Below are 25,334 nucleotides of genomic sequence, written 5' to 3' on the forward strand. Positions count from 1 at the left end.
CTACTGCCCGTCGTCGCCCGAGTCGTCTCCGCCGACGTCGCCGGGCTGGTCGGTGTTGGCACCGCCCGAGCACGACACCAGGGTCACATCGGAGTGGATCGGCACCTCACCGATCGGGTTCTGCGTCTTGACCGCGCGGGGGTCGGTGGCGGCGCAGTTCGGGTCGTCGTCCACCGTGACGTTGAGCTTGAGCTCCGCGAGCGCCGACTTCGCCGCATCGAGGGTGTAGCCCTCCTGGTCGAAGTTGATGACCGTCACAGTGCCGGTCGCGACGACCAGGTCGACCGCCGTGCCCTTCGACACCTTGTCGCCCTTGGAGACCGACGCGCTCAGGACCACATCCTTCTCGGTGTCGGGGTCCTGCTCGCTGCGCACCTGCCCGAGTGTCAGGCCCGCGTCGTCGAGCGCCTGCTCGGCATCGCTCCGGGAGAGGCCCTCGAGCGTCGGAACGGTGGTCATCTCGGGGCCGCTGGAGACGTACACGGTGACGGTGGTGTCCTTCTGCACGGAGATGCCGGCGTCGGGATCGCTGCGGATCACCGTTCCGTCGTCGACCGTCTCGCTGGGCGTGTCGACCCGCTTGGCCACGAGGTCTTCCTCATTGAGCGCCTGCTCGGCGTTCTCGTAGCTCATGCCGACGACCGCCGGCACGATGCGCGAGCCGCTGGGCACGATGTTCAGGGGCCGGAGCGTGAACACCCACACGAGCACAGAGATGAGCAGCACGGCGAGCACGGCGACGCCGCCCCAGATCCACGCCGCGGGAGGGCCCGCCTGCGTGCGCTTCATCGTCGGGTCGGTGCTCAGCTGGCGCAGAGCCCGTGCCGTGTCGGCGGCCTGCCGGGGATCGGGTCCGTACAGCGTGTTCGAGAGCGTGTCGACCTGACGACGCGAGGGTTCTTTGCCGTCGACGGTCGCGTCGAGTGTCTCGCGGAATGCCGCGGCGTCGGGGAAGCGCTGGAACGGATCCTTCGCCAGGGCGCGCAGCACGACCGCGTCGAGCGCCCGCGGCACGGTCTCGACGATCTCGGACGGCGGGATCGGCGCCTCGCTGACGTGCTGGTAGGCCACGGCCACCGGGGTGTCGCCGCGGAAGGGCTGGCGTCCGGTCAACAACTCATAGAGCACCACGCCCGTCGAGTACAGGTCGGTGCGGGCATCCACCACATCGCCCTTCGCCTGCTCGGGCGAGAAGTACGCGGCGGTGCCGAGGATCGTCGTGGTCTCGGCGACCGTCGATGACGAGTCGGAGACGGCGCGGGCGATGCCGAAGTCCATCACCTTGACCTGGCCCGCATCGGTGACCATGACGTTGCCGGGCTTGATGTCGCGGTGCACCACGCCGGCACGGTGCGAGTACTCGAGAGCCTCGAGGATGCCGTCGACGTAGCGGACCGCGTCGGGGATCGGCACCGGTCCCTCGGCGATGATGTCCTTCAGGAGCCGGCCGTGGACGAGCTCCATGATGATGAACGGAATCGGCCGCGTCGTGCCGCTGTCATCGACCTCCGCGTCTTCGCCCGCGTCGTACACGCGCACGATGGCGGGCGACGACATGCGCGAGGCGGCCTGCGCCTCGAGGCGGAACCGCGTGCGGAACGCGTTGTCGCGGCTCAGCTCGGCATCGAGGATCTTGATTGCGACAGGGCGACCGAGGGTGAGGTCGTATCCCCGGAACACCGATGCCATGCCGCCGTGCCCGATGGGCTCGTCGACGCGGTAGCGTCCGGAAAGCACGCGCGACTCGGCTGCCACATCACTCTCCATGGATTGCACTCACGCCAGCCTAACGGACCGGCCCGCGTGGACGTCAGCCCGCCGCATCTCCGGAATCGCCCTGGTCGCCGCCGTCATCGCCCGACCCCTGGCCCTGGTCGTCGGCGGGAGGCGTCGTCGTGTCTTCGGGCGCGACGGGCGCGGCGCCGATCGTGACGGTCTTCGTCGACTCGGGCGACGTGAGCTCGCCGTTGGTGCCCGAGCACGTCGCGGTGTAGACGATCTTGAGGTCGTCGCCGGCTGATCCGGTGACGGTCAGCGCGATGTCGCCCGGGCTCGCACCCGTCGAGAGCGTGGACTTGCTGCCCGAGTTCGACCCGTTCACGAACTGGCCGTTGGTCGCTGTGAAGGCGTAGCCGCTGAGGTCACCCGTGCCCGCGGGGCAGGTGAAGTCGGGGATCGTGACGGTCGCCGTGCCGCCCTCGATGACCTGGCCGTTGTCGCCGGAGCCCGTGATGGACGCCGTTCCCGGAGGAGTCGTGATGGTGGTGGGCGCCGTGTAGCAGGTGAGGGTGATCGTGGCGGGGGGCGTGGCGTTGCCGCGCGGGTCGACCGACTGCACGGTTCCCTGCTGGTCCTTCGAGGACGCCGGCGACCCGTCGGCGATCGTGGCGTCCAGATCGTTCTCTTCGAGCAACGCCTCGGCGTCGTCGCACTTCATGCCGACGAGGCTGAGCGCGTCGATGTTCACCGGCGTCACCGTGGGTGTCGGTGTCGACGGGCTCGACACCGGGGTCGAGGGGCTGCCGGTGGCCGCGTTGTCGTTCCCACGGCTGCCGAAGATGGCCCAGAGCGTGCCGCCGAGCACGATGATCAGCAGCGCGATGAGCGCGATCAGTGGCCAGGTCCACGGGCTGCGCTTCTTCTTCTTCTGCTTCTCGTCCTCGCCGGCGGGCTGGCCCGGCAGCAGCGAGGCCTCGGGCAGCAGTCGGGTGGCAGCCGAGGTGTCACCGCTCGCCGTGAGCAGCTGGGTCGCGGCATCCACCCCCGTCCCGATGGCGGGCACGGCCGCGATGGCCGCCGCGATGTCGCCGCGCCGCAGAGCCGTCGCGGCGCGCGCCACGACGGCGGTCGAGGCCGGGCGGTCTTCGGGCTTCTTCGCGATCATCGACATCACGAAGTTCTGCACGGGCTGCGCGACCGTGGCCGGCAGCGGCGGCGCCACATCGTTGATCTGCGCCATGGCGATCGCGACCTGCGACTCGCCGGTGAACGGGCGCTTGCCGGCGAGGCACTCGTAGGCGACGATGCCCAGCGAGTAGATGTCGGTGGCGGGGGATGCAGGGTGTCCGGACGCCTGCTCGGGCGAGAGGTACTGCACCGTGCCCATGACCTGACCGGTCGCGGTCAGCGGCACCTGGTCGGCGATGCGGGCGATGCCGAAGTCGGTGATCTTCACCCGGCCGTCTGGCGTGATCAGCAGGTTGCCGGGTTTGATGTCGCGGTGCACGAGGCCCGCCGCGTGCGCGGCCTGCAGCGCCGAGGCGGTCTGGGCGACGATGTCGAGGGTCTTGTCGGTCGACAGCGAGGTCTCGCGTTCGAGGACGGTCGACAGCGCCTCGCCGGGCACGAGCTCCATGACGAGGAAGGCCGAGCCGTTCTCCTCGCCGTAGTCGAAGACGCTCGCGATGCCCTCGTGGTTGACGAGGGCGGCGTGGCGCGCCTCGGCGCGGAAGCGCTCGAGGAAGCCCGGGTCGCCCATGTACTCGTCTTTGAGGATCTTGATGGCGACGGTGCGGCCGATGACGTGGTCGGTCGCCTCCCACACCTCGCCCATACCGCCGATCGCGATCCGCGAGTCGAGCTCGTAGCGGCCGCCGAAGGTCACACCCTGCGTCGGTCTCATTTACCCAGCACCGCCTCCATGACCTTTTTCGCGATGGGCGCCGCGATCGTATTCCCACTGCCCGACTGCCCCTGGCCTCCGCCATTCTCCACGACGACCGCCACCGCAACCTGAGGGTCGTCTGCCGGTGCGAAACCCGTGAACCACAGCGTGAACGGCTCTCCATCGCCGTTCTGCGCGGTTCCGGTCTTGCCTCCGACCTCGACCCCGTCAATTCTTGCATTGGTCGCGATGCCCTCGCTGACATTGGAGACCATCATGTCGACCATCTCTTTGTCGAGTTCCTCATCGAGCGCGCGGCCGAACTGGGTGTCGTCGAACGTCTTCTGCACCGCGAGGTCGGGACCCACGACCTGATCGACCATCCGGGGGTTCATCACGATGCCGCCGTTGGCGATACCGGCGGTGACCATGGCCATCTGCAGCGGCGTGGCACGCACGTCGCCCTGACCGAAGCCGCTGAGGGCGACGCGATCGGGTGTGAGGCCGTCGGGGTAGACCGATGCGGTCGAGGTCAGCGGCATGTCGAACGACGCGTTGAAGCCGTACTTCTCGGCCTCGGCGCGGATCGCGTCGCCGCCGACCTCGACGGCGAGCTCTGCCATCGGGATGTTGCAGCTCAGGCGCAGCGCCGTCGCGATCGTGACCTCCTTGCCCGAGCCGCAGGTGCCGCCGGTGTCGTTGCGGATCTGGGTCGAGGTGCCCGGCAGGGTGTAGCGCGACAGGTTCGGGAGCTTCGAGTCGGGGGTGAAGTCGCCCGAGGCGAGGGCGGCCGAGACGGTGACGAGCTTGAAGGTCGATCCGGGCGGGTTCAGGTTGCCGCCGATCGCGCGGTTGTACAGCGGGTTCGACGAGTCCTTGAGCAGCTTCTCGTAGAACGTGTTGACCGAGTCCGAGTCGTGCGAGGCCAGCTTGTTCGTGTCGAAACTGGGGCTCGTGACCATCGCGAGCACGCGGCCGGTCTTCGGCTCGATCGCCACGACCGCGCCCTGCAGGTCGCCGAGCGCGTCGTACGCGGCCTTCTGCACGTCGGCGTCGAGCGAGAGGACGACGTTCGACCCCCGGGGCGGCTGGCCGCTGACGATACGCTCGATCCGTGCCAGGAACTGCGAGTTGCCGGTGCCCGAGAGCTCCTGGTTCATCGCCTGCTCGATGCCCGTCGACGACTGCAGGACCGGGTTGATGTAGCCGGTCACCGGTGCCCACATCTCGGGGTCGGTGTACTTGCGCTGCCAGCTGTAGATGTCGTCGGAGGCCACCGAGCGTGCGATGGCCGACCCGCTGGCGATGATCGACCCGCGCTGCACCTCGAACGAGTCGTAGAGCGCCCGCTTGTTGGCGGTGTTCTTGGCGAGGTTGTCGGCCTGCACGACCTGGATCACGCTGGTCGAACCGAACAGCGCGAGGAACATGATCAGGACGATGATCGAGAGGCGCCTGAGCTCTTTTGTCATTCGTCGCCCCCTTCGGGCGACCGTCGCGCCGCGGGCGCTCCGAATGCGTTCCGCATCGTCATCTCAGCCGATCACCACCCGCGGTCGCGATCTGACGGCATCCGAGATCCGCAGCAGGATCGCGACGATGATCCAGTTGGCCACGAGCGACGACCCGCCCGCGGCCAGGAACGGGGTGGCGAGGCCGGTCAGCGGAATGAGGCGCGTGACGCCGCCGACCATGATCACGACCTGCAGTGCGATGGTGAACGAGACGCCGACGGCGAGCAGCTTGCCGAAGTCGTCCTGTCCGTTCAGACCGATGCGCAGTCCGCGGCTGGTGAACACCATGTACAGGCAGAGGATGGCGAACAGCCCGATGAGACCGAGCTCCTCACCCAGGCTCGGGAAGATGTAGTCGCTCTCGGCGACCGGCGTCAGCCATGGCCGCCCCTGACCGAGGCCTGTGCCGATGAGTCCGCCCTGCGCCATGCCGAAGATGCCGGTGACCAGCTGGTAGCTGCTGTCGTCCATGAGCTTCGGATTGAAGGCGTCGAGCCAGTTCTCGAAGCGGCCGTGCACGTAGGGAAGGACGCGGGATGCCGCGAAGGCACCGGCGGCCGCCAGGATCACGCCCATCAGCACCCAGCTCGTCTTGCCGGTGGCCACGTACAGCATCGCCACGAACATGCCGAAGATGAGCAGGCCGGTGCCCAGGTCGCGCTGCATGACGATGATGCCCAGCGAGATGAGCCAGATCACCAGCAGCGGGCCGAGCTCGCGCGGGCGCGGCCAGGTGAAGCCGAGGAACTTCCTGCCGGTCGAGGTCAGGCTGTCGCGAGTGCGCACGAGATAGCCGGCGAAGAAGATCGCCAGGCAGATCTTGGCGAGCTCACCCGGCTGGAACGAGAAGAAACCGAGCGACACCCAGACGTCGGCATTGGCATCCGTCCCCAGTCCCGGGATGATCGGCAGGACCAGCAGCAGGATGCCGGCGAGGCCGAAGAGGTACGTGTACCGGAAGAGCACGCGGTAGTTGCGCAGCAGGATCACGACGAGGATCGCCCCGACCAGGGCGATGCCCGCCCACGCGAGCTGGCGGTTCGAGTACGCGGCCCAGCCGTGTCGGCCCCAGTGCACGTCGAGGCGGTAGATCATGGCCAGGCCGAGCCCGGTCAGCACCGTCGCGATGGGTACGACGAACGGGTCGGCATCGCGCGCGACGATGCGCAGGGTGATGTGCAGCGCGAGCGCGAGGGCCGTGAGCACGCCGAGATAGATGAGGAACTTCGGGTCGACCTCGCCGGCGGCGCCCAGCTGCACGAGGATGACCGCCGCGCCGTTGAGGATGAATGCGAAGATCAGCAGTGCCAGCTCGCGGTTGCGCTGCTTCTGCGGCACGCGGATCTTGCGCAGCGCGCGCACCACGGCGGTGTCGGCGTGGTCGTCGTCGACGGCGGTCGGTGCCGGGCCGGGCCGGACGGGGGTGATTCCACCGGGGGGTGTGCGCATCATTCCCTCCCTATGTTCTTGCGAAGCCCGTCGACGATGTTCTGGGCGTCCTCGAGGGAGCCCGCCGTGATCGTCGCCTGCACGGTCTCGCGCTCGAACTCCGGCAGCAGGATCAGCGGGATTCCGGTGTCTTCGTAGGGACTCGACAGTGAGATCGGTCCGATCTTCTGCTGGATGCCGCGGAAGATCACCACGGTGTCGTTGTCGGCGCCCACGAAGAAGCGCGTCTGCGTCCACTGGTACGCGCCGAACAGCGCGCCGGCGATGATCGCCAGCACGAGCACGAGGCCCGCAATCCAGCCGATGCGCCGCCGGCGGGCACGTCGCCGGTCCTCTTCGATGAGCTCTTCGAGGTATTCGGCGGCGGGTTCGAAGTGCGTGGGCTCGTTGGCGGCCTGCCGTGCGGGGTGGAACCACGAGATGCGGCCGGTGCGGGCAGCCGGCACCTCGACGCCCTGGGGGTTGGATGCCGCGCCCACGATGGTCGGCGTGCCGGAGACGAGCGGATGCTGACCCCCGACATCCACGATCACCATCGTCACGTTGTCGGGGGCTCCGGCATCCAGCGCCTGCTTGAGAAGCATGTCGGCGGTGCGGCCAGGTGCCATGCCGAGGGCCAGGGTCTTCGCCGTGTGCGTGTCGTCGACGACGCCCGACAGCCCGTCGGAGCACAGCAGCCACCGGTCGCCGGGCCGGGTCGGCATGACGAACGTGTCGATCTCGGGGTCGGACTCCATGTCGGAGAGCACGCGCATCAGCACCGAGCGGCGCGGGTGGTAGCGCGCCTCTTCGGGGGTGATGCGCCCCGAATCCACGAGTCGCTGCACGAAGGTGTGATCGGTGGTGATCTGGGTGAGCGCGTCGTCGCGGTACAGGTAGATGCGCGAGTCGCCGATGTGGGCGATCACCGCATACTCGTCGACCATGATGATCGCGCACACCGTCGTGCCCAGTCCCGCCAGCTCGGGCTTGGCCTTCACGGTGCTGATGAGGTCGCGCGCCGCCGCGTGCAGCGTGTCTTCGAGCGCCTTCTCGGCTTCGCCGGTGGTCGCGTAGGTGCGGTCGAGGCCTTCGAGCCGGGCGATCGCGACACTCGAGGCGACGTCACCGCCGGCGTGGCCGCCCATGCCGTCGGCGACGACGAACAGGTTGGCGCCGGAATAGCCCGAGTCCTGGTTGTTCGAGCGCACCTTGCCGGTGTGCGAGAGGGCGGCACTCGATCCCGAGAAGACCATGTCGGCGCGTGCCTACTTCCGCAGCTCGAACGTCGTCGCGCCCACCTTGATGGGTGCGCCGACGGTCACCGGGGTCGGCGCCGACACGCGGACGCCGGCGTGCCAGGTGCCGTTGGTCGAGTCGAGGTCCTGGATCATCCACTGGTCGCCCCAGAGCACGAGGCGCGCATGGTGGCTCGAGGTGTAGTCGTCGCGGATCACGAGCCCCGACTCGCTCGAGCGACCGATGGTCAGCGGCTCGGTGCCCAGCGGCAGCTCGAGGCCGGTCTTGGGGCCGCTGGTGATGACGATGCGCGAGACGGTCTGGGTCGTGGCGGCGCCGGCGGCCGCGGGCGGGGACTTCAGCGACTGCACCGGCATCGTGGCGTCGGCCGGACCGGCCGTCGGCGCGGTCGGGACGGCGGCGGCCTGCGGCTCGGGCATCTTGCGCACCTTCACGCCGAAGAGGTCGGCGCGCAGCGAGTACACCACCGCGAAGACGAAGAACCACATCAGCACGAGGAAGCCGATGCGCAGAAGAAGGAGGGTCAGTTCGCTCACAGACGGCCTCCCCCGGCGCCGAACTGCCGGGTCGCGGCATCCATCCCCGACGGGGCCTGCGGAGCCGCCTGCGGCACGACGCGGAAGACGATGTCGGTGCGCCCGATCTGCACGGTCGAGTCGGGCGGCAGCGGAGCCTGCGAGACCTTCTGGCCGTCGACGGTCGTGCCGTTGGTCGAGCCGAGGTCGCGCACGACGGCGCGTTCGCCGTCCCACAGGATCTCGACGTGCTTGCGGCTCGTGCCCGCGTCGGCGACGGTGATGTCGGCGTCGCTGCCGCGGCCGATCACGGTGCGACCCTTGCGCAGGGGGTGGCGGGTTCCGGCGATGTCGACCACGCCGCGCCACGATACCGTGCCTTCGGCCGTACGTGAATCCACCCGCAGCGTGCCTGTGGACAACGTGGGGTCGGACTGCAGGGTGACCGACACCGGTCCGGCGAAGGAATAGTGCTGGGATGCCGCGTGCGTGCGCACGATCTCGGTGAGCTCTCCGATCAGCGCGGGGCCGATGCCCGCCATGCGCTCGGCGTCGTTCGCGGCGAGCCGCACCACGAGGGTGTTGGGCACGAGGATGCGATCGCGTGAGACGACGGCGGCCTTCTTGTCGAGCTCGCTGCGCAGGGCGGAGGCGATCTCGACCGGCTGGATGCCGCTGCGGAAGGTCTTGGCGAACGCACCGTTCACGGCGCGCTCGAGACCCCGCTCGAAGCTGTCAAGTAGTCCCACACGTCTCCTCGGGCAGGCGGACTGGTGGCTACATGGTAGTCATCCCGGCTGGGCGGGCGGTGGATTCGGGCCGCGGCCCGGCGGTTTCGGGGGTTGTCGGGGGTATCGCGGATTCGTCGCGCGCGCGTGCACATGCTATTCTCGTGAAGTTGGTTTCGGGTGTCATCCCGAACCTGCGCGAGTGGCGGAATAGGTAGACGCGCTGGCTTCAGGTGCCAGTGCCCGCAAGGGCGTGGGGGTTCAAGTCCCCCCTCGCGCACAGATGGAAAAGGGTCCCATGAGGGGCCCTTTTTCGTTGGTTGGGGCTCCGATCCGTCCCGCCGCAAGGCATCGGCCACGTCGATCTGCGTCTACTTCGCGCGTGCAGCATCCTTCGGCCGCGGCATCCACCCGGCGTCCCTCCCCTCCCCGACCGGATGTTTCACGTGAAAAGTGGATGCCGCGGCATCCCGCGCTCGTGCCAAGCTCAGGTGCAGGACTCGGCGGCGAGTCCGTGAGGGGCGTGAGCGCATGGGGTACATCGTCTTCGTGCTGGCGCAGACCGTCGTGCTGCCGGTCGTCAGCGGGATCGTCCAGCTGGTCGGGGTCGGCGGCGACCCGGTCCTCGTGTTCGGCATGTGGTGGGTCTTCTGGGGTGTCGGCACCCGCCTTCTGGTCGCCGGTGTTGTGCAGGTCTCCGGGCGGGGACGCACGTCCGAGATCCTCGGTGCGGAGCAGCCGAGCGTGCAGGAGACGCAGCTGACCCGCGAGCTCGGAACCGCCAACATCGCCATGGGCGTGGCCGGCCTCCTCGCGCTGATCCCCGGCTGGGCGCTGCCCGCCGGGCTCGCGGGCGGCGTCTTCCTGCTCATCGCGGGCGCGCTGCACGTGCGGAAGAGGGGCAAGAACGCCCAGGAGCTCGTCGCGACGTGGACCGATCTGGTCGTCGGCGCGGTGGTCGTGGTGCTCGCGGTCTACGTCCTGGCGCGCGCGATCGCAGGCTGAGCCCGCCTCACTCCACGACCGGGACCAACGCGAGCTTCAGCTCTTCGACCTCACGGCCGAGTCCGGCGGCGAACCCCACCCCGCGTGAGACCTCGGCGAAGCCATTCTTCTCGAGGACCGCGATCGAACCCGCATTGTGCGCGGCGACGCGCGCGAACAGGGGCCGGATGGGCTCGCGCGAGATGAGCAGCCGCAGCGCCTCGGTGGCCACGCCCCGCCCCCAGGCATGCCGGGCGATCCAGTAGGTGACCTCGCGCTCACCGTCGGAGGTGTAAGCGCCGGCCGTACCGGCGAAGCCGCCGCGCTCGGTCACGACGAACAGCGTGTTCTCGGGGTCGGCGCGCACCTTCGCCATGTGGGTATCGAAGGCGTCACGGTCGGACGGGTCCGCGGCGGTGAACGAGGCCATCGCCACGGCATCCGGATCCCGCATCATCTCGAAGACGGCGTCGAGATCGTCGTCGTCGAGAGCACGCAGCTCGATGTGCGCCATGCGCCAAAGGTACTCGGCTGCGGCGTCAGCCGAAACCGTGCTGCAGGCGCAGGATGCGCTCGGCGCGATCGCCGTCGCGGGTGGCCACCGCGTCGCGGAACACCCGGTACATATCGGTGCGCTCGACCTCGTCGGTTACGTGCGGGCGCCAGCCGTACAGGTTGCGTCGCAGACCGAACTCGCACTCCTCGAGGATCTGCTGCAGCATCCGGTTTCCGGTCGCGTACGTCACCATCGTGAAGAACTGGGCGCTGAGCCGCAGCATCTCGCGGCGGTCATCGGCATGGGATGCCGCGATCAACTCGTCGACACCGGCGAGGAGCTGATCCAAGGCGTCGTCGGTGCAGCGACCCACGGCCATGCGAATCGCGTTGCCCATCGTGTAGACGACGAACTCGTGGGTGGCCGCGAGCATCGACTCATCGGGGATCGACACGCGCGTCCACCGATTGGCCGAGACCTCGACGAGACCGCATCTCTCCAGGCGTTGGAGCGCCTCGCGCACCGGTGTGCGCGAGACGCCGAGGTTCTCGGCGAGTTCGACGTCTCGGAGGCGCTCGCCGGGTGCGAGACGACCGTCGAGGATCGCCTCGCCGAGGACTGTGTATACCTCGTCGCCGAGGACAGCGCCGCGCGGGTCGAGCGGCGCGAAAGCAACATCGCTGGTCATGGGTGGCCCAAGTCTATGTATCGGTGAGGGGGCGGTCGCCGGGTGAACGACCGGTAATAACAGAGCACTGGGAATTGCTGGGGAATATACCAGTTCGGCATATGTGCAGAAACCACAAGAGGGCCCCGTGGCTGTGGTGGTCGGCCGCAGGAGTTCCCCGCGATATATCAGTAGAGTTGAAGCGTCACGTTCGCGTGACCTATCCGGGGGGATCCGTCGGTGCCCGGCCCGTGCGTCGTTCTGTCGCCGGTCCGGGCACCGTATGGGGCGCCGTTCTGCAACATTTGTGTCACCATCCGACACGGACACACCGCGTGGCCCCTGTGTTCGTTAGCGTGGAGGAAATCCCGGCGCACGGTGTGCTGGGAACCGAAAGAACGGCAGTACATGAGCACGCAGGGCACCGTCAAGTGGTTCAACGCGGAGAAGGGCTTCGGCTTCATCGCCCCCGACGAGGGGGGTGCGGACGTCTTCGCGCACTACAGCGCCATCCAGTCCAACGGCTTCAAGAGCCTTGAGGAGAACCAGCGCGTCGAGTTCGAGGTCGCTCAGGGCCCCAAGGGCCTGCAGGCCGAGAACATCCGCGCGCTGTAATCACACACAGCACTGCGCGGCTCTCGTCATCAGCGCCCGGATGTCATCCGGTCGTAGGTGGCGAGAGCCTGCGCGTCTTCGGCGTGACGCATCGCCCGGCGCGCGGCATCCAATGCCTCCACCGGATCGGGCAACCGGCGGGCGTCCGCCAATTCTTCGCGCGCTGACGCCAGACGCACGCGTGCGTCGGCACCTGCGCCCGTGACCGCCGCCTCGGCGCGCGACACCGCCGACTGCGCGGCCGCGATCGTGCCGGTCAGTGCCGTGCGCGCCCCGCGCAGGCGCTGCTGCGCCGTGCGCGCGTCGCCCAGGGCGAGATCGAGCCGGTCGCGCACGCGCGCGATCCCGTCGACAGCCGCGGTGGGCCGCCGCGCGGCATCCTTCTCCCATCGCGTCACCGCCGTCTCGGCCTCGTGGATCGCCGCGCCCAGCCGCTCGGCGGCGTCGGGCTCGAGGCTCTCACGCACCGTCATCGCCTGCCGCAGCGCCGCGCGGGCGGCCGTGAACTCGTCGGGCAACGACTGCACCGCCTGCGTGATGAAGCCGTGCACGTCGTCGAGGCGACGCGCCTCGTTCTGTGCCGCGCGGATGCGCCGCTCGGCGAGGGAGAGATCCGACAGCGCGCTGCGCGACGGATCGCCGGCGCTGGCCGCGGCACGGTCGAGCAGTTCGCCGGCCTCGGAGACGTGGGTGGATGCCGCAGCCGCGGCGGCCGCGGCATCTACCCACTCCGACTCGTCGTACCGGGTGCGCAGCTGCGCGATGAGGGCATCGGGGTCGCCCATCTGCTCGCGCAGGTCGGCGAGGCGTCGCCGCGCGGCCGCGACCTGGCCGGCGGCCGACGTGTTCGCGTGCATCCAGGCCTCGTGCTCGCTGCTCGCGTGCATGATGGCGGCCATCGCCTCGGTCACGCGCGTGGAGATGATCCGTGCACGGCGCTGCACCTCGGCCGGCAGCAGACCGTGGTCGTCGCTGATCGTGCGGAACACCTCGAACGCGTCATCGCGCACGTGCTGCGCGGTCATGCGGGCGCGACGCAGTGAGGCCGGCGCGTCTCCCCCGTAGAGGGCGCCCGACAGGCCCACCTCGAGGTCGAGCTCGGCGACCGCGTCGTCGAGCCGGACCAGGTCTGCCCCGGCCTTGCTGCGCGCGGCATCGGCGGCGGCTCGCGCCCGCGGTGAGCGGCGGGCAGCGCGGATCGCCCACGCGATCACGACCACGAGGATGCCGGCGATCACCACGACCACCAGGGCCGGAACGCCCCACCGCATGATCTCGCCGACCAGCTCGCTCATGTCAGTCGCCCTCGGGCAGGAGCAGCAGCTCGCGCAGCTCGGCGACGGTGTCGACCGCGGCCTGGGCGCCCTCGGATTCGTGCGGCCAGCTGAAGCCCCAGCGCACGAAGATCACGGGCACGTCCTGCTCGGCGCCGCCCTCGACGTCGTGGTGGCGGTCGCCGATGAGCACGGGTCGGCTGGTGTCGACGCCCGCGGCCTCGAGGCGGCGCAGCGCCTCGCCGATGATGTCGGCCTTGCGGCTGAGGGTCTTCTCATCGGGCGTCGAACCGGCCATCGCGGTGAAGTGCGTGTCGAGGTCGAAGTGCTCCATGAGCGCGACGACCTGGACCTCTGGCTTCGAGCTCGCCGTCGCCTGCGGGATGCCGGCCGCGTCGAGCTCGGCGATGAGCTCGCCGATGCCGTCGATGAGCCGCGCGCCCGCGGCGTATCCCTCGGCCTTGCCGACGGCGCGGTAGTAGGTGACCGCCTCGGCCGCCTTCTCGGCCGTGACGCCGAGGTTCGTCTGCATCGAGTCGTACATCGGCGGGCCGATCCAGTGCACGAGCTCACCGCGCGTGGGCGGCGGGAAGCCCAAGTGCGTGAGGGTCGTCGTCAGGCGCCGCAGGATGCCCTCGGACGCGTCGATGATCGTGCCGTCGACGTCCCACAGGACGCAGGTGAAGGGCGAGCGATACGGCATGCGACCAGCCTACGGGGTGGGTACGGGCGGGCCGGGGTGCGGGGCGCGTGCGGGCCGGGGCGTGGGGCAGCCGATGTCGCGCCTCAGTGAGAGTGCAACTGGTGGACGAGGATGCGGGTACTTCCCTATCTCTCGGCGACCAGCTGCACTCTCACGGTGAGGCGGTATGGCCATCGCAGAAACATGTACACTTTTCTGTACAGAAGGAGATCCCGTGAGCGTTGTCGAAGTGCGCCCCGTCAACGAGGCGCGCGCCGGACTGACCGGCATCCTCCGCGGCTTTCGCGCGGATCCTGATAATGCCGAGGTCGTCGTGTTCGGCTCGCATCGGTCGCCGGAGGCGGTACTCATCCCCTATCGGCGGTACGTGAGGCAACGGGATGCCGCAGACCCGGTGTCACTTCGTGAGGAGTTGCACGTGCGGCGTGAGCTCATCGCGCGACTGGCTCGACTCAGCCACATTGAGGCGGTGAGCGTGTTCGGTTCGGTTGCACGCGGCGAAGACTCCGCCGAGAGCGACATCGATCTGCTGGTCGACCCGGAGCCAGGTGCGTCCCTCTTCGACTTCGCGCAATTCGAGCGAGATATGGAGATGCTTCTCGGGCGCCCGGTCGATGTGGTGTCGCGCCGTTCGCTCCACGCCGATCGCGACGCCGCGATCCTCCGAGAGGCACGGCCGCTGTGAACCGCGTTGATCGATGGGTCGACGACCTCATGCGGGATCTGGAGTCCGCGGCGGAGTTGGTCGCTCGCGAACGGGCAGTTTTCGATGCCGACAGGGCCGTTCAGCTCGCCTTCGAGGCGCTGTCGAATCGTGTCGGAGAGGCCGCGAAGCGCCTCATCGCTGCGGAACCCGAGCGTTTCAGCGACGACGTCTGGGCTCTGGCCGCGCGCAATCGTGACTTTGTCGTGCACCACTATGACCGGATCGACCTCGATGCCCTGTGGGAGACGGTCGCCCGAGACTTCCCCCGACTGAGAGCCGCGCTGGCCCGAGACTGATCGGTCAGAACAGGCGCGGGGCGCCCGACTCGACGCCCTTCATGCCCTCGTAGTCCAGGGTCACGCAGCGGATACCGCGATCGGCGGCCAGCACCTTGGCCTGCGGCTTGATCTCCTGCGCCGCGAAGACGCCGGTCACCGGCGTCAGGTGCGGGTCGCGGTCGAGCAGCTCGAGGTAGCGCGTGAGCTGCTCGACGCCGTCGATGTCGCCGCGGCGCTTGACCTCGACCGCGATCGTGCCGCCGGCAGGGTCGCGCAGCAGCAGGTCGACCGGCCCGATCGCGGTCGGGAACTCGCGGCGCACGAGCTGCAGCCCGTCGCCGATCACATCGACCTGCTCGGCGAGCAGGCGCTGCAGGTCGGCCTCGACTCCGTCCTTGACCAGACCCGGGTCCACGCCCAGCTCATGTGCGGTGTCGTGCACGATCTCGTAGATCTGCACCACGAGCTCGTCGCCGGTCTTGCGGTGGGTGACACGCCACTGCTCGATGACGCCGGCGGATGCGGCATCCACCTCCGGCTCTTCCACCGCGAGAGTGCAGGGCGGGCTCATCCAGGTGTGTAGTGCTTAGGGTGTATTGTTACGCGAGGTAGGTACGACGCCCACGGTAATGGTGTCAGAACGGGGGTTTCATGGTGACACCGCAGGCCGCTCCGAACACCGCGGCGATCTACGCTCGTCTCAGTCGAGACAAGCGCTTCGGTGAGGAGCGCGAGGGTGAGGGTATTGAGACGCAGATCGCCCTCTGTACAGAGCTTGCTTCAAGACTCGGGCTCACGGTGGTGGCGACCTTCCATGACAATGACATAGGAGCGTCGGACAAGAGTCGAAACAAGAAGCCGCGCAAGGGCTACGAGAAGCTTCACGCGGAGGCACGGGCTGATCGCTTCGCTTACATCCTCGCCACAGAGAACAGCCGTCTCACTCGACGCCCACTGGAGCTAGAGGGGCTGATCCAGCTTCACCAGGACACCGGTGTCGTGATCAAGACTGTTCGCAGCGGTGATGATGATCTTTCCAAAGAGCAAGGAAAGATGGTGGCGCGCATCAAGGCGTCTGTGGACGCCGCTGAAGCAGGGTTGAACTCCGAACGGTCAGTGGCAGCGCATCGTCAGCTCGCGCTCGCCGGAAAGAACAAGCGTCCGCCGTGGAGACCGTTCGGGTTCCTCGATGATGCTGTGACCCATCACCCGAAGGAAGCTCAGCTAATCCGCGAAGCAGTGGACAAGGTGATCGCTGGAGCTTCGATTCGTCAGATAGGGAAGACCTGGGAAGAGAAGGGTGTCACCTCCACTCGGGGGACCACTTACTGGGGTCATTCGAAAGTGAAGGACGCCCTCTTCTCCTGGCGCGTGGCTGGTGTGCGCTCCTACCATCGTGAGCCTCTCTACGACGAGCACGGCGAGATTGTCATGGGGGAGTGGGAACCGATCATCAGCTTGGAGAAGCGTACTCAAGCCCTCCAAGAGCTGGAGAATCATTACGCGAAGCCCAAACGGCGGCATGGGAAGTGGCTTCTCTCAGGGCTCCTTCGCTGTGGAAAATGCGGGCGTCCTCTTTACGGCAATCAAGGTAGTGGCACCCGTCCATCGAACTACGTCTGTAGCAACGGGCGGAGCGCTCACCTGGGCATTAGGGCAGACAAGCTCGAAAAGCACCTGGAGCTTGTGGTCCATCGCTATATCCTCGACCGAGCGATCCATGGCGAGCTGGAGCCAGAGCAGCAGGAGCGAGCACCCTGGACAGGGGAGAAGCAACTGGTTTCGATCGATAGCAAGATCGAAGAACTCATGGAGGCCTACAACTCGGATCGGCTCTCCTCTTCCATCGTCTTCCCTCAGGTGGAGAAACTCGACCAGCAACGGCGTGAGCTGGTGAGTGAGAGGAACCGCTACAACGCCGACACAGCGCCTAAGCCGCGGGTGATCGTCACCCGTGAGCAAGCTTGGAGAACCTACCGGCGTTCCCGAGAGTTGCCGTTCGATGAGCGGAGGCTGATCCTGAAGCAGGAGATTCAGTCGGTGGTAATCATGCCGGGGAAGCCAGGTTCCAGAAAGCACTCGGACTTTGAGGCTCGGGTGAAGATCCACTGGGAGGAACCGCACCCGCTCTACAACGGCCTTACGGCGGAGGAAGCGGCCTACACTCTTCTGACTCAGATCAACGTGCCAGGGCACCAGCTCGGAGCCACAGAAGAAGAGCAGAAGCAGTACAACGTGGATGCTGACTGGTACCCCATCGAGCGGGCCTGAGGCTTGGTGTGACACGAAGCAGTTGGCGTCAGCAGCACCGAGCAGCCACTCAGTCCACTTCGTCTCCTGAAGCTTCAGGATAGGTACCTACAACCTGAAGAAGTGTGGTTCTACCGCAGGTTTCTGCCTTTCGCCTACCTTCGGCTCAGCTCTCTTTAGAAACTCCTCCGATAGACCCACCCGAGGAGAGCACCATGAGACAAAGAAACGAAAGCGGCATGACGCTTCTGGAAATGGTGGTCGCCATGGTGATTTTCGGGCTGGTCACCCTCATGATTTTTCAACTTGTCGCCACCGCCTCGCGCACCATGGAGGAGACCACTACTGGAGCAGAACAGAGCACCAGCGTGGCTCTCACTCTCACTCGACTGGCGAAGGAAGTGAGAGGAGCCACAGGGGTGGCGTTCAATGAGCAGGGAGACCGGCTCTACCTGCGCACCAACCAGAACGCGATCACCACTTGGAGACTCTCGGAGAACGGGCTCACCAACGGGGCACGAACCTTCGAGAACATCACCGATGCGCACTTCTCTTCGAGCGGCGGAGAAGGTGTCTTGATCACGCTTGCGGTGGACGACTTCGAGCGGTCCATCACCTCTCACCCTCGCGCGCTGGATCGCTCGGTTCCGTTTCTTGAAGATCCTCGGCTCTCCAGTGGGCTCATCGACTGAAACGTCGAAACGCTAGCTGCGCGTAGCTGGTGCCAGCCCCGGAAGGCGCACAATCACCCGTCCGAAGGCTATAACTCGCTCAGACTCGCAGCTACGACCTCCTACAGGCGGTGTAGCGCCAACGCGCAGTTTAGGAAGCTTCTGGAGCTCTGAGAGACACTGCGCCTTTGTCGCGAGCTCAGGATAATGTCATCGCCATGAATCGGCTCAGCTCTCTCCTTCTGGTGGTCCCGCTGGCGGTTTCGTTGGCCGCCTGCGCTCCAGCACCGCAACCGCCGTGCCCCGAGATAAGTGCTCCAGCGGCACCGCAACCTCAGCCCACCAGCGAGCCCACGGCGGCACCGGCTCCGCAGGTCACCCCCGACTCGGGAAGCTTTCGGACAGGTAAGGCAGTGGGAGAAGAGCTCAAGGAGCTTTGGGAAGACACCAAGGACTTCAGCAAAGGGCTGTGGACAGGACTCAAGAAAGAGGAGAAGTGATGGCGACCATGAACCGCGAGCACTGGGAGAACTCAGAGGACTGGAGGAGCCAGGTGAAGCCTGAGCTCCACGAGAGCTTCTTGGAGACTCTCGCTGAGTCGAAGCGCGAAGGCAAAGAGGTGAAGTCCGTGATCGTGGTGGCCGGAACTCCGCTGGTCTACAACGTGAGCGGCGAATAGCAGCTACACCACCGCTCTACGGCGCTAGCTGCGAGTCTGAGCGAGTTTCCTGGCCTGGACGGGTGATTGCGCCTTTCGGAGCTAGCACCAGCTACGCGCAGCTAGCGTTCCAGGGTGAAAGTGGGCTTCTCGCTGATAGTTGTCTCGTCACTACTTCTCCTTGACTGAAAAGAGGCCCACCGGCGATCAACTGCCGGTGGGCCTCTTTTGTTGCGTCGATCAGTCGCTCAGATCGAAGGTTCCTCTTTGCCGTAGCTCCGTTTCGGAGACTTTCCAGGCTGCGGCGAGCTCAGAGTGGGACGCGCCGATGGCCTGAGCGAGCGCATCGCTGTTCCCGCTGAAGCCTTCGGGAATGGTGAACCCACGCTTCGCGAGATTCTTGATCATCCCGTAGTGGACGTGTCCATCGGAGGAGCGAAGCTGAGTCTCACGCTTGTAGCTCTTCTTAAGGCCCGCAAACCTGTCACGGCGGCGACCACCTCGAGGTTTCCTACCCTCTACCAGCGCCCGAGCACCTTCGGGGTCGTGCCCCACGTACTGGAGATGGTTACAGAAGCCGCAGCGCCAACCCGTGGTTTCCTTCGCAGCGATGAGCGAGCTCTCTGTGACGACATTCATGGACCTGGCAAAGTGCATCGGAGTCGGTCGTCCACAGTTTCGGCATGGGTAGCCGAAGAGTATGGTGTTCGGCGGAACCTCCACCAGCTCAGTTACTTCGTCTTGCTTACCCATCATCCTTCCTCCTCGTTGTTTAGTGACGCGCGCAGCGCATCCACGTCAGCAGGTTTGTGATCGCTCCAAAACGACTCACCCTCCTGTGCCCACTGATCCACTTGCGCATCCCAAGCAGCACGGCGATCAATCGCCAGCTCCAGCTCTTCGCGCGTGAAGTCAGAGTCGGTGTGTTTCCAGCTTCTATTTCCCATGGGTTTCTCCTTGTTGGGTCGATGTTTGCCTCTCTAACTCGCTCCGGAAAAAGGCTCACAGCTCCGGGAGAGCCATGCCGCTGAGGTCGTCGTCCTCAATCTCTGGCTTGAAGGAGGGCATAGACGAGAGCATCTTTCGTGTGCGTTGTTCCGCTTCGATGGCGCTCAGGAGCGAGCGGCCTCTGATGCTGTCTCGCTTCTTCGGGTCCGCGCTGATGGCCTGGTGAAGCTTCTGAAGCTTCAGATCGTCAAAGCTTTGGACCTTCCCCAGCTCATCCACCTGAGAGCGAACCGACGCGGGGGCGTCCAAACGCTGCGGACGCGAGGGAGCAGGAGCATCCTGCTGTTGTGGTCGAGGGTTCTCGGCTGATTGTTCGTCGGCTGCGTCCTGAGGTTTCCCGGTGGACTCGTTGTCCTTCGACTTCTTACTCTTCGTGGCACGTTCGATCTTCCAGCGAGCGAACTCCGTGGCCTCCGCTGGCTTGCGAAGACCCCACTTGCGGAGCATCGCAAGCACATCGGCTTCGCTTGTGTAAGGGAAACGCACGCGCTCCGGTGTGCCATCCAGGTCGGCGCGCAGGTAGCCGACACCTGGTGTGTTCGCTGAAATGGCCACAGCCAGCTCAGCTTCCGGCGCACCCTCACCGAGAGCCTGTTCAGCCCAGTAGGCCTTCTTCGCTCGTAAGGAGACACCGTTCACGAAAAGATCACGCTGGCGCTCAAGGAGCGCGTGGTCCATAGACTGACCGGCGACCACGATGAAGAATCCGAGCGAGCGTCCCTTGGCGAGGATCGACTCGATGCGCGCCTTGGTGACGTTGAAGGTCTTACTCAAACGCAGCGAGTTTAGAGTGTCCACATACTCGTCGATGATCAGCACGTGGACGGGATTGTCCTTCCCCAGCTTCACTCGCATTCCGGTTTCCCCCGCATCCAGATCCTGAACACGAGCACGGGAACGCTCCTCCATCTTCGTGTGGAAGAACTCGATGAGTTGCTCCAGGTCGTCCTCGCTCGAAGCGAAGGCAGAGAACAATCGGCTGTTTCGGTAAACACCCACATCCTCTGTCTTCGTGTCCACGCCGAAAAGCCTCACCTCACCGGCGCGCACGAAGTGGCTTAGCTGGCGAATCAAGCCGTGAACCACGGAGCCCTTACCGGAACCGCTCATCCCGTAGATGATGGTTTGGTGGAGTTGAAGGTTAATCAGCTCGCCCTCCTCCGAGACACCCAACGGAATGTGTGCCCACGACTTCGGGAGATTTTCGTCAAGCCAGCTCACGGTGAACACCTGACGCCCCAGCTTGTCTTCCGGGTCCATCGCGTGGAACTCGAAGTCCACGTCGCGACCGTTCTCAGAAAGAATCACCTTCGGCTCAAGAGTGATGCCGAGCTTCCCCTTGAGGGTGCCTGCGAGCGCCCGAACCTGCTCCTCTGTCTTGTTGTCCAGAGGGATGGAGACCAGGAAGTGCTCCGGCCCTGGGTTAGCTGGCTGCCGGTCGTCAGGGAGCATCGCAACATAGAGCGCCTGTGCCGCGCTGCGCACCTGTGCCCGCACATCAAGGAATTTGCTTGACCCCTTGTACTTCTTCGACTGAGACTTGATCGCCTCCGGCCAGGGGGTCACCCAGGCGATGGGCTTACGTCGCTTCTCGTCCTCACCGTACTCACGCTGATACTCCGCAGCCGGAGCGAGGAACTCCACCAGCACCGGACTCGACAGCAACTCCGCCTTCCGCTCGAACACCACCCGTTCCTCAAACGGGAGTCGGATCAATGTCCACTTCAGGACAAGGCCCCGAACAAGCGACCTAACGCCGAAGTAGCCAACCACCAACAGCACAACGGCTCCGACGAGCCATCCAATGTATTGCTCCATGTCACTCACCGAGCTTCCTTCCCGCACCGAGGCGGATCGCTGAACCATCACGATTGAAAAGGGGGAGAACCTTGAAACGGTTGCTCTCGAAAAGCCCGTAGTCCTTGTAGCGGTCCACATCACGGAGCACTTGCTCGATCTTGTCTGGCTTACCGTCCGCACGTCCGGGAACGAAATAGACGATCTGCCCGTAGACCGAGAGCGTGGACAGCTCGCGAGCGAAGGAAGCAAGCCTGGTCTCGTAGACGTCCCAAGGCTTCTTCGTGAGCTCAACCTCCACGAGAATGCTTCGGCTGGAACCGGTGGTGCGATCGGCTTCCATGTCGATCACAAGATCCGGCTCAAGCTTCTGCTTGTCACTGTCCCCGTAGTCACCCAGCGTCCAGAGCAGTGGGTTCGCCTCGATCATGTTGCTCCAGCTCAGACGACCGGCTTGAACCTCCGCCAACGCCTTGCTCAGCCGCGCATCCCGGAACCCGGGATAGTCAGTCTCCTTCCCCTCTTTCTTCAGATTGAGAATCTCTTGAGTGCCCCGCGCCCAAGCGCTGTTCAACTGATGCTCATTAAGCATGGAGCTGAGCGGCACCGGGCCGACACCGAGGGAGTCCTCGAAGTAACCCATAGGGGAAGCGAAGCGAGCGGCAACACGACTGATCATGAGGAAGTGATCGCTCACGCTCCAACCGATCTGCTTGAAAGATGCGCCGTGCTCCTCCTCCTCAAGCTGAAGGTGCCCGAAGTTTCTTGCAGCCGCGACACCAGAGCTGTTCGTACCCCAGATCGTGCCACCACGCTTATCGCGGCTTGTCTCCACATAACCCATGGCGCGCAACCGCTTGAGCCGCTCGCTCATGGTCTTCGTGGAGAGCACCGACGACACAGGTTTCATCGGAGTGGGTTCAGCCATGAACAGCTCAGCCAGATCCTGGTCATAGGCCACTCGGGTCTTAGCGAGGAAGGCGAGGATCAACCCGTCCTTCTCGGTGAGTCGCCGCCGGGGGCTTCCGGTGATCTTCCTCCCGAGCTTGTCGTAGCCAGGCTTACCGATGTTCTCCGGCTTCACCACGGGGCCACCGAGCCGATGAGGCTTCTTCTTGGTCGGTTGAGTTACAGGCGTCTTCGCCACTGGCTTCTCAGCAACTTTCGTCGGAGCCACAGGATCAGGCTGCGCGAGCTTCAGCCCCGCGAAGCGTCCCGAGAGGGCAACCACCTCCTCCACACCGTCATCTTCGAGCATGGGGTTAGCGATGTCGGTAGAGGTCTCGTCATCATCCTCAAGCATGGGATTTACTACGTCAGTCATGGTCTGCTCCTTCTCTCGTGGAATCTCTCGTGATTCGAGAAACCCATCGGTTGTGGAACAAATATCGACATAGTGGTGGCACCGAGCCTGACGGAACCGGTGGCACCGAGCCTGACTCACCCATCACCACACAAAGCAGCACCAGCTCAGTCAGAGAATGAGGCACTTTCTCGCGGACGATCACAGAAAACAGGGGACTCGGTAATCTCTTCTTTCGGCTTCGCCGACCAAGGCTTCGCCCTGGACCCCTTTCTACAAACTTCCGAAACGGATTCTGCTCTGCACGTAAGGGCTCTCGGGACCAGTGAGACTTCCTGCACCAACCCGGTGACACCAATAGCTGTGGGGTCTGGGTGCTCGCCCAGTGGCGGTCTCGGGGGGTCGCCCCGAGTGCTCAACCACCATCGCAGTGGTGGTGCCTGACTTCGAACAGTTCGAAGAGCCTTCGGAAAGCACTTCCGAAAAGTGCCAGCACTCACCGTTGCTGGGGACACCCTCGACTCAAAGAAAAGTCGTGTTGAACCGTTCCTCGCAGGCAACAAAGAAGTTTGCCTACTGATGACTCTGTTCTTATGAGCGGGGAGTGGCTTCCCCCGAACCCCCTGCCCCAAGATGCTCCTGGACGGCTGGCTTCGTCGTTGGTCACTCCTCAGCAGAGGAGGCGCACGGCGCTCTGGAACTACGTGTGACACGAAGTGAGAGATAAGAGCGCGCCAGTAAACAAGGTTGGAACTCCGTGTGACAAGAAGCTATCCCATAAACACTTGTTGACAGGAAACCCAAAGATGAGCGAATAGGACACTTCCCAAATTCCCCTCTAAAACTCTTCAAAAGAGTTCCAGCTCCGATTGCTATCTCTACTAGTCCTGAAATAATTGAACTAACGAAAAGGCAGAAACGAAGATAGCAAGAATTGCTCAAAAAGGCCGTCGCATTCACTTCGCGGGGGAGCCGAAGACATAGAGGAATCACCATGAAGGTTCAGGACTTGATCGACCAGCTCTCCGACCTCAACCCAGAGGCCGAGCTTCGAATCGCCTACCAGCCCAGCTGGCCGATGTGGGAGTCGGTCACCGCAGCTCAGGCTGGCACCGAAGAAGCCCAGGCGATCAATGAGGACGGGCTGTGCTCACAGTGCTTCGCTTCCATGGATGAACACGACGACGAGGAGTGCGACGGCAGGGAAGAGGGGGTGGACGTGCTCACCGCTGAGGACGCCCCCGCTGTCTACCTGGTGGGTGGAGGATCGAACCACTACGCCTCGAAGAGCCTCTGGGAGGGCGACGGCTGGTGAACGCCTCTACTCCTTGAGCTTCAGCGCGTAACGAGTGTGGACGTTGCTGGACGGGTCACGCCAGGCTTTCAGAATCTCCTCGCAGCGTTCCTCGAGGTCGGTGTCAAGCTCGATGCTGATGAGGCGTCCCTGGATGAGTACGAGCCCCTCGTAAAACTGAGAGGAACTGCGCCCGATCTTCTTCGCCTGAACCTCACCAATGAGCTTCCCCTCGAAGCGGACCGCCCACCGCGGGGCGCGGCTGTTCCTGCTGGCCGGTGGCAGCAGCTCGGTGGTGAGTTCGGGGGTCATGGGCTGAGCATAAGAGAAGCTTCAGACAGTGGATTGCTTGTGGCAAGAAGCAGTCGGCGTCAGCAGCACCGCTCAACGAGAAGCGGTAGCTGACAGTCTCCGCCTCAGCTTCGTGGTGGTGAGGGATTGTGCGTCCTGCCGCTACAACTCGCTCAGACTCGCAGCTATGACCTCCCGCGGGGTGCTCCTGCCGTTGCCTCGTTGGTGCCACGACTTCGCCGTGAGAAGTCTTTTGAACGCTTCGGTCGATATTTCGGTATAAGACAGTTGGCGCCGACAAGCGGTGCTGGCGAAGGAGAAAGACCATGGCGAAATACCACGTTACGAAGAGCGGTAGGACCGAACCCTGCACCGCCACGGTGCGCGCGTGCCCGCTCGGAGAGGCGAATCACTTCGCCAGCGCGCAGGAGGCGATCCAGGCCTCCATGGCAGAAACACCGAAGGAGGTTGACACCTCCGATCTTCTTCAGGAAAGCGTGAAGCAGTTCTGCGCCGAAGCTGAGAAACGCGAAGTGATCGAGGAGGACGGAAGCGCCGTGGTCACCATCCCAGGCACCTGGCGCTGGCAAAGCGAGGATGGCCCTCGGGAGTCCGACTTCGCTGAGTTCAAAGTGGGGCGACGACAGAACCCCCAGAGCGTCTGGAACAAATTTGTTAAGGACGGCGTGGTGACGGTGAAGCGATACCGCGGCGACCACGGCACAACAACCGAGCTCACCCCGGAGCTGGAAGCCTCCGTAAGCGCCTACTTCACTGGCCTCAAGGAGAGGATCGGCCTGATGCGCACAGGGCAAGAGATATTCGCAGAGCTGGGAGTGAGTCAGGCACAGCTTGAGAAGAAGGCGAAGGAGAAACACCTCCGCGATGCGTCCGAGAGCACCAAAGTGAAGTACGCGGCGGAAGGGTGGAAGGTGACCACCTCTCAGGAGAATCAGTTCGTCTTCCTGGTGGAGGGGGAGGTAGTCGGGACGGACGGCAAGAGCCACAAGCTGGCCGCTGTGATGAACACCACGGGGACCTACACCAGGTCTCAGCCTGTGGTGGGCAAGCACACCGAGAAGATCCTTCAGAAGCACCCCTCCCTAAAAGCCGAGCAGCTTGAGTTGCTGAGGCACGAAGTCTGGAGAGACAGAGCGCGCTTGGACAAGCTCGTACTCGACTGGCGCAAGCGGAGAGACCCGGCGATCAACGACCTGCCAAAGGAAACCATCCAGGAGCTGATCCACTTCTACAACACCACCCGACTGGCGTAGAACTGAGTCGCCCCTT

The 25,334-nt window shown here is 65.1% G+C and carries 25 protein-coding genes, 1 tRNA gene and 1 pseudogene; 10 read left to right on the forward strand and 17 right to left on the reverse strand.

Going from position 1 to position 25,334, the window contains the following annotated elements:
- From pknB to ABMQ42_RS01515, 7 genes are all read right to left on the reverse strand, one after another.
- Positions 1 to 1,767, reverse strand: a complete 1,767-nt coding sequence (pknB, locus tag ABMQ42_RS01485; protein WP_502884595.1) for a Stk1 family PASTA domain-containing Ser/Thr kinase — start codon at positions 1,765 to 1,767, stop codon at positions 1 to 3.
- Between the two features lie 43 nt (positions 1,768 to 1,810).
- Positions 1,811 to 3,622, reverse strand: a complete 1,812-nt coding sequence (locus tag ABMQ42_RS01490) for a serine/threonine-protein kinase (RefSeq protein ID WP_349720882.1) — start codon at positions 3,620 to 3,622, stop codon at positions 1,811 to 1,813.
- Positions 3,619 to 5,076, reverse strand: coding sequence for a peptidoglycan D,D-transpeptidase FtsI family protein (locus ABMQ42_RS01495; RefSeq protein WP_349720883.1), 1,458 nt, complete (start codon positions 5,074 to 5,076; stop codon positions 3,619 to 3,621). Before ABMQ42_RS01495 ends, ABMQ42_RS01490 begins: the two co-directional genes overlap by 4 nt.
- 63 nt (positions 5,077 to 5,139) lie before the next feature.
- Positions 5,140 to 6,567 (reverse strand): FtsW/RodA/SpoVE family cell cycle protein, encoded by a 1,428-nt coding sequence (locus tag ABMQ42_RS01500; RefSeq protein ID WP_349720884.1) that lies wholly within the window; start codon positions 6,565 to 6,567, stop codon positions 5,140 to 5,142.
- Positions 6,567 to 7,802 (reverse strand): PP2C family protein-serine/threonine phosphatase, encoded by a 1,236-nt coding sequence (locus tag ABMQ42_RS01505; RefSeq protein ID WP_349720885.1) that lies wholly within the window; start codon positions 7,800 to 7,802, stop codon positions 6,567 to 6,569. Before ABMQ42_RS01505 ends, ABMQ42_RS01500 begins: the two co-directional genes overlap by 1 nt.
- A gap of 12 nt (positions 7,803 to 7,814) precedes the next feature.
- Positions 7,815 to 8,342, reverse strand: coding sequence for an FHA domain-containing protein FhaB/FipA (locus ABMQ42_RS01510; protein WP_349720887.1), 528 nt, complete (start codon positions 8,340 to 8,342; stop codon positions 7,815 to 7,817).
- Positions 8,339 to 9,070, reverse strand: a complete 732-nt coding sequence (locus ABMQ42_RS01515) for an FHA domain-containing protein (RefSeq protein WP_349720889.1) — start codon at positions 9,068 to 9,070, stop codon at positions 8,339 to 8,341. Before ABMQ42_RS01515 ends, ABMQ42_RS01510 begins: the two co-directional genes overlap by 4 nt.
- Positions 9,071 to 9,245: 175 nt before the next feature.
- Here ABMQ42_RS01515 and ABMQ42_RS01520 point away from each other — a divergent pair.
- Both ABMQ42_RS01520 and ABMQ42_RS01525 read left to right on the forward strand, forming a co-directional pair.
- Positions 9,246 to 9,329: transfer RNA gene (locus ABMQ42_RS01520), tRNA-Leu, on the forward strand.
- Between the two features lie 251 nt (positions 9,330 to 9,580).
- On the forward strand, positions 9,581 to 10,054 hold the full coding sequence (locus tag ABMQ42_RS01525) for a hypothetical protein (protein ID WP_349720891.1): 474 nt from the start codon (positions 9,581 to 9,583) through the stop codon (positions 10,052 to 10,054).
- Positions 10,055 to 10,061: 7 nt separating this feature from the next.
- Here the strand turns inward: ABMQ42_RS01525 and ABMQ42_RS01530 are convergent, their stop codons facing one another.
- Positions 10,062 to 10,547 carry a GNAT family N-acetyltransferase gene (locus ABMQ42_RS01530; RefSeq protein WP_349720892.1) on the reverse strand — a complete coding sequence of 162 codons (486 nt, stop codon included), beginning with the start codon at positions 10,545 to 10,547 and terminating at the stop codon, positions 10,062 to 10,064.
- A 25-nt stretch (positions 10,548 to 10,572) separates the two neighbouring features.
- Positions 10,573 to 11,217, reverse strand: a complete 645-nt coding sequence (locus tag ABMQ42_RS01535) for a GntR family transcriptional regulator (RefSeq protein WP_349720893.1) — start codon at positions 11,215 to 11,217, stop codon at positions 10,573 to 10,575.
- 387 nt (positions 11,218 to 11,604) lie between these two features.
- Here ABMQ42_RS01535 and ABMQ42_RS01540 point away from each other — a divergent pair, with 387 nt between their 5' ends.
- Positions 11,605 to 11,811 carry a cold-shock protein gene (locus ABMQ42_RS01540; protein ID WP_129387695.1) on the forward strand — a complete coding sequence of 69 codons (207 nt, stop codon included), beginning with the start codon at positions 11,605 to 11,607 and terminating at the stop codon, positions 11,809 to 11,811.
- Between the two features lie 29 nt (positions 11,812 to 11,840).
- Here ABMQ42_RS01540 and ABMQ42_RS01545 read toward each other — a convergent pair whose 3' ends face one another.
- Both ABMQ42_RS01545 and ABMQ42_RS01550 read right to left on the reverse strand, forming a co-directional pair.
- Positions 11,841 to 13,106 (reverse strand): hypothetical protein, encoded by a 1,266-nt coding sequence (locus ABMQ42_RS01545; protein ID WP_349720895.1) that lies wholly within the window; start codon positions 13,104 to 13,106, stop codon positions 11,841 to 11,843.
- Between the two features lies 1 nt (position 13,107).
- On the reverse strand, positions 13,108 to 13,788 hold the full coding sequence (locus tag ABMQ42_RS01550) for an HAD hydrolase-like protein (protein ID WP_349720897.1): 681 nt from the start codon (positions 13,786 to 13,788) through the stop codon (positions 13,108 to 13,110).
- Between the two features lie 214 nt (positions 13,789 to 14,002).
- Here ABMQ42_RS01550 and ABMQ42_RS01555 point away from each other — a divergent pair, with 214 nt between their 5' ends.
- Together ABMQ42_RS01555 and ABMQ42_RS01560 are read left to right on the forward strand one after the other, a co-directional pair.
- Positions 14,003 to 14,473 carry a nucleotidyltransferase family protein gene (locus ABMQ42_RS01555; protein WP_349720899.1) on the forward strand — a complete coding sequence of 157 codons (471 nt, stop codon included), beginning with the start codon at positions 14,003 to 14,005 and terminating at the stop codon, positions 14,471 to 14,473.
- 29 nt (positions 14,474 to 14,502) lie between these two features.
- On the forward strand, positions 14,503 to 14,790 hold the full coding sequence (locus ABMQ42_RS01560) for a HepT-like ribonuclease domain-containing protein (RefSeq protein WP_349720901.1): 288 nt from the start codon (positions 14,503 to 14,505) through the stop codon (positions 14,788 to 14,790).
- 4 nt (positions 14,791 to 14,794) lie between these two features.
- Here ABMQ42_RS01560 and nucS read toward each other — a convergent pair.
- A pseudogene (gene nucS / locus ABMQ42_RS01565) lies at positions 14,795 to 15,346 on the reverse strand (endonuclease NucS); the annotation flags it as partial.
- A gap of 77 nt (positions 15,347 to 15,423) precedes the next feature.
- Here nucS and ABMQ42_RS01570 point away from each other — a divergent pair.
- The 3 genes from ABMQ42_RS01570 (at position 15,424) to ABMQ42_RS01580 (ending at position 18,372) form a co-directional block, all read left to right on the forward strand.
- A complete protein-coding gene (locus ABMQ42_RS01570) occupies positions 15,424 to 17,043 on the forward strand; it encodes a recombinase family protein (RefSeq protein ID WP_349720903.1) in 1,620 nt (539 codons plus the stop codon).
- Positions 17,044 to 17,237: 194 nt separating this feature from the next.
- The gene (locus tag ABMQ42_RS01575) at positions 17,238 to 17,714 is read left to right on the forward strand and encodes a PulJ/GspJ family protein (protein ID WP_349720904.1); all 477 of its coding nucleotides are present in this window, start codon (positions 17,238 to 17,240) and stop codon (positions 17,712 to 17,714) included.
- Between the two features lie 478 nt (positions 17,715 to 18,192).
- Complete coding sequence (locus ABMQ42_RS01580; protein ID WP_349720906.1) at positions 18,193 to 18,372, forward strand: hypothetical protein; 180 nt, start codon at positions 18,193 to 18,195, stop codon at positions 18,370 to 18,372.
- A gap of 219 nt (positions 18,373 to 18,591) precedes the next feature.
- Here the strand turns inward: ABMQ42_RS01580 and ABMQ42_RS01585 are convergent, their stop codons facing one another.
- Genes ABMQ42_RS01585 through ABMQ42_RS01600 form a run of 4 tightly spaced genes read right to left on the reverse strand, consistent with a single transcriptional unit; the run spans position 18,592 to position 22,480 of the window.
- The gene (locus tag ABMQ42_RS01585; protein ID WP_349720907.1) at positions 18,592 to 19,107 is read right to left on the reverse strand and encodes a hypothetical protein; all 516 of its coding nucleotides are present in this window, start codon (positions 19,105 to 19,107) and stop codon (positions 18,592 to 18,594) included.
- Positions 19,104 to 19,298: a hypothetical protein gene (locus ABMQ42_RS01590; protein ID WP_349720908.1), complete on the reverse strand. Its 195-nt coding sequence runs from the start codon at positions 19,296 to 19,298 to the stop codon at positions 19,104 to 19,106. The genes ABMQ42_RS01585 and ABMQ42_RS01590 overlap by 4 nt, the downstream gene beginning before the upstream one ends.
- Before the next feature lie 55 nt (positions 19,299 to 19,353).
- Positions 19,354 to 21,186: a hypothetical protein gene (locus ABMQ42_RS01595; RefSeq protein WP_349720909.1), complete on the reverse strand. Its 1,833-nt coding sequence runs from the start codon at positions 21,184 to 21,186 to the stop codon at positions 19,354 to 19,356.
- Positions 21,179 to 22,480, reverse strand: a complete 1,302-nt coding sequence (locus tag ABMQ42_RS01600) for a hypothetical protein (RefSeq protein ID WP_349720910.1) — start codon at positions 22,478 to 22,480, stop codon at positions 21,179 to 21,181. The genes ABMQ42_RS01595 and ABMQ42_RS01600 overlap by 8 nt, the downstream gene beginning before the upstream one ends.
- A 973-nt stretch (positions 22,481 to 23,453) precedes the next feature.
- Here ABMQ42_RS01600 and ABMQ42_RS01605 point away from each other — a divergent pair.
- Positions 23,454 to 23,774 (forward strand): hypothetical protein, encoded by a 321-nt coding sequence (locus ABMQ42_RS01605; RefSeq protein ID WP_349720911.1) that lies wholly within the window; start codon positions 23,454 to 23,456, stop codon positions 23,772 to 23,774.
- A 6-nt stretch (positions 23,775 to 23,780) separates the two neighbouring features.
- Here ABMQ42_RS01605 and ABMQ42_RS01610 read toward each other — a convergent pair whose 3' ends face one another.
- Complete coding sequence (locus ABMQ42_RS01610; protein ID WP_349720913.1) at positions 23,781 to 24,065, reverse strand: hypothetical protein; 285 nt, start codon at positions 24,063 to 24,065, stop codon at positions 23,781 to 23,783.
- Positions 24,066 to 24,370: 305 nt separating this feature from the next.
- On the opposite strand from ABMQ42_RS01610, the gene ABMQ42_RS01615 reads away from it, so the two are divergent.
- Positions 24,371 to 25,318: a hypothetical protein gene (locus ABMQ42_RS01615; RefSeq protein WP_349720915.1), complete on the forward strand. Its 948-nt coding sequence runs from the start codon at positions 24,371 to 24,373 to the stop codon at positions 25,316 to 25,318.
- Positions 25,319 to 25,334: the final 16 nt, after the last annotated feature.

It is taken from the genome of Microbacterium sp. KR10-403 (assembly GCF_040196215.1).
In the GTDB taxonomy this organism is placed as follows: Bacteria; Actinomycetota; Actinomycetes; order Actinomycetales; family Microbacteriaceae; genus Microbacterium.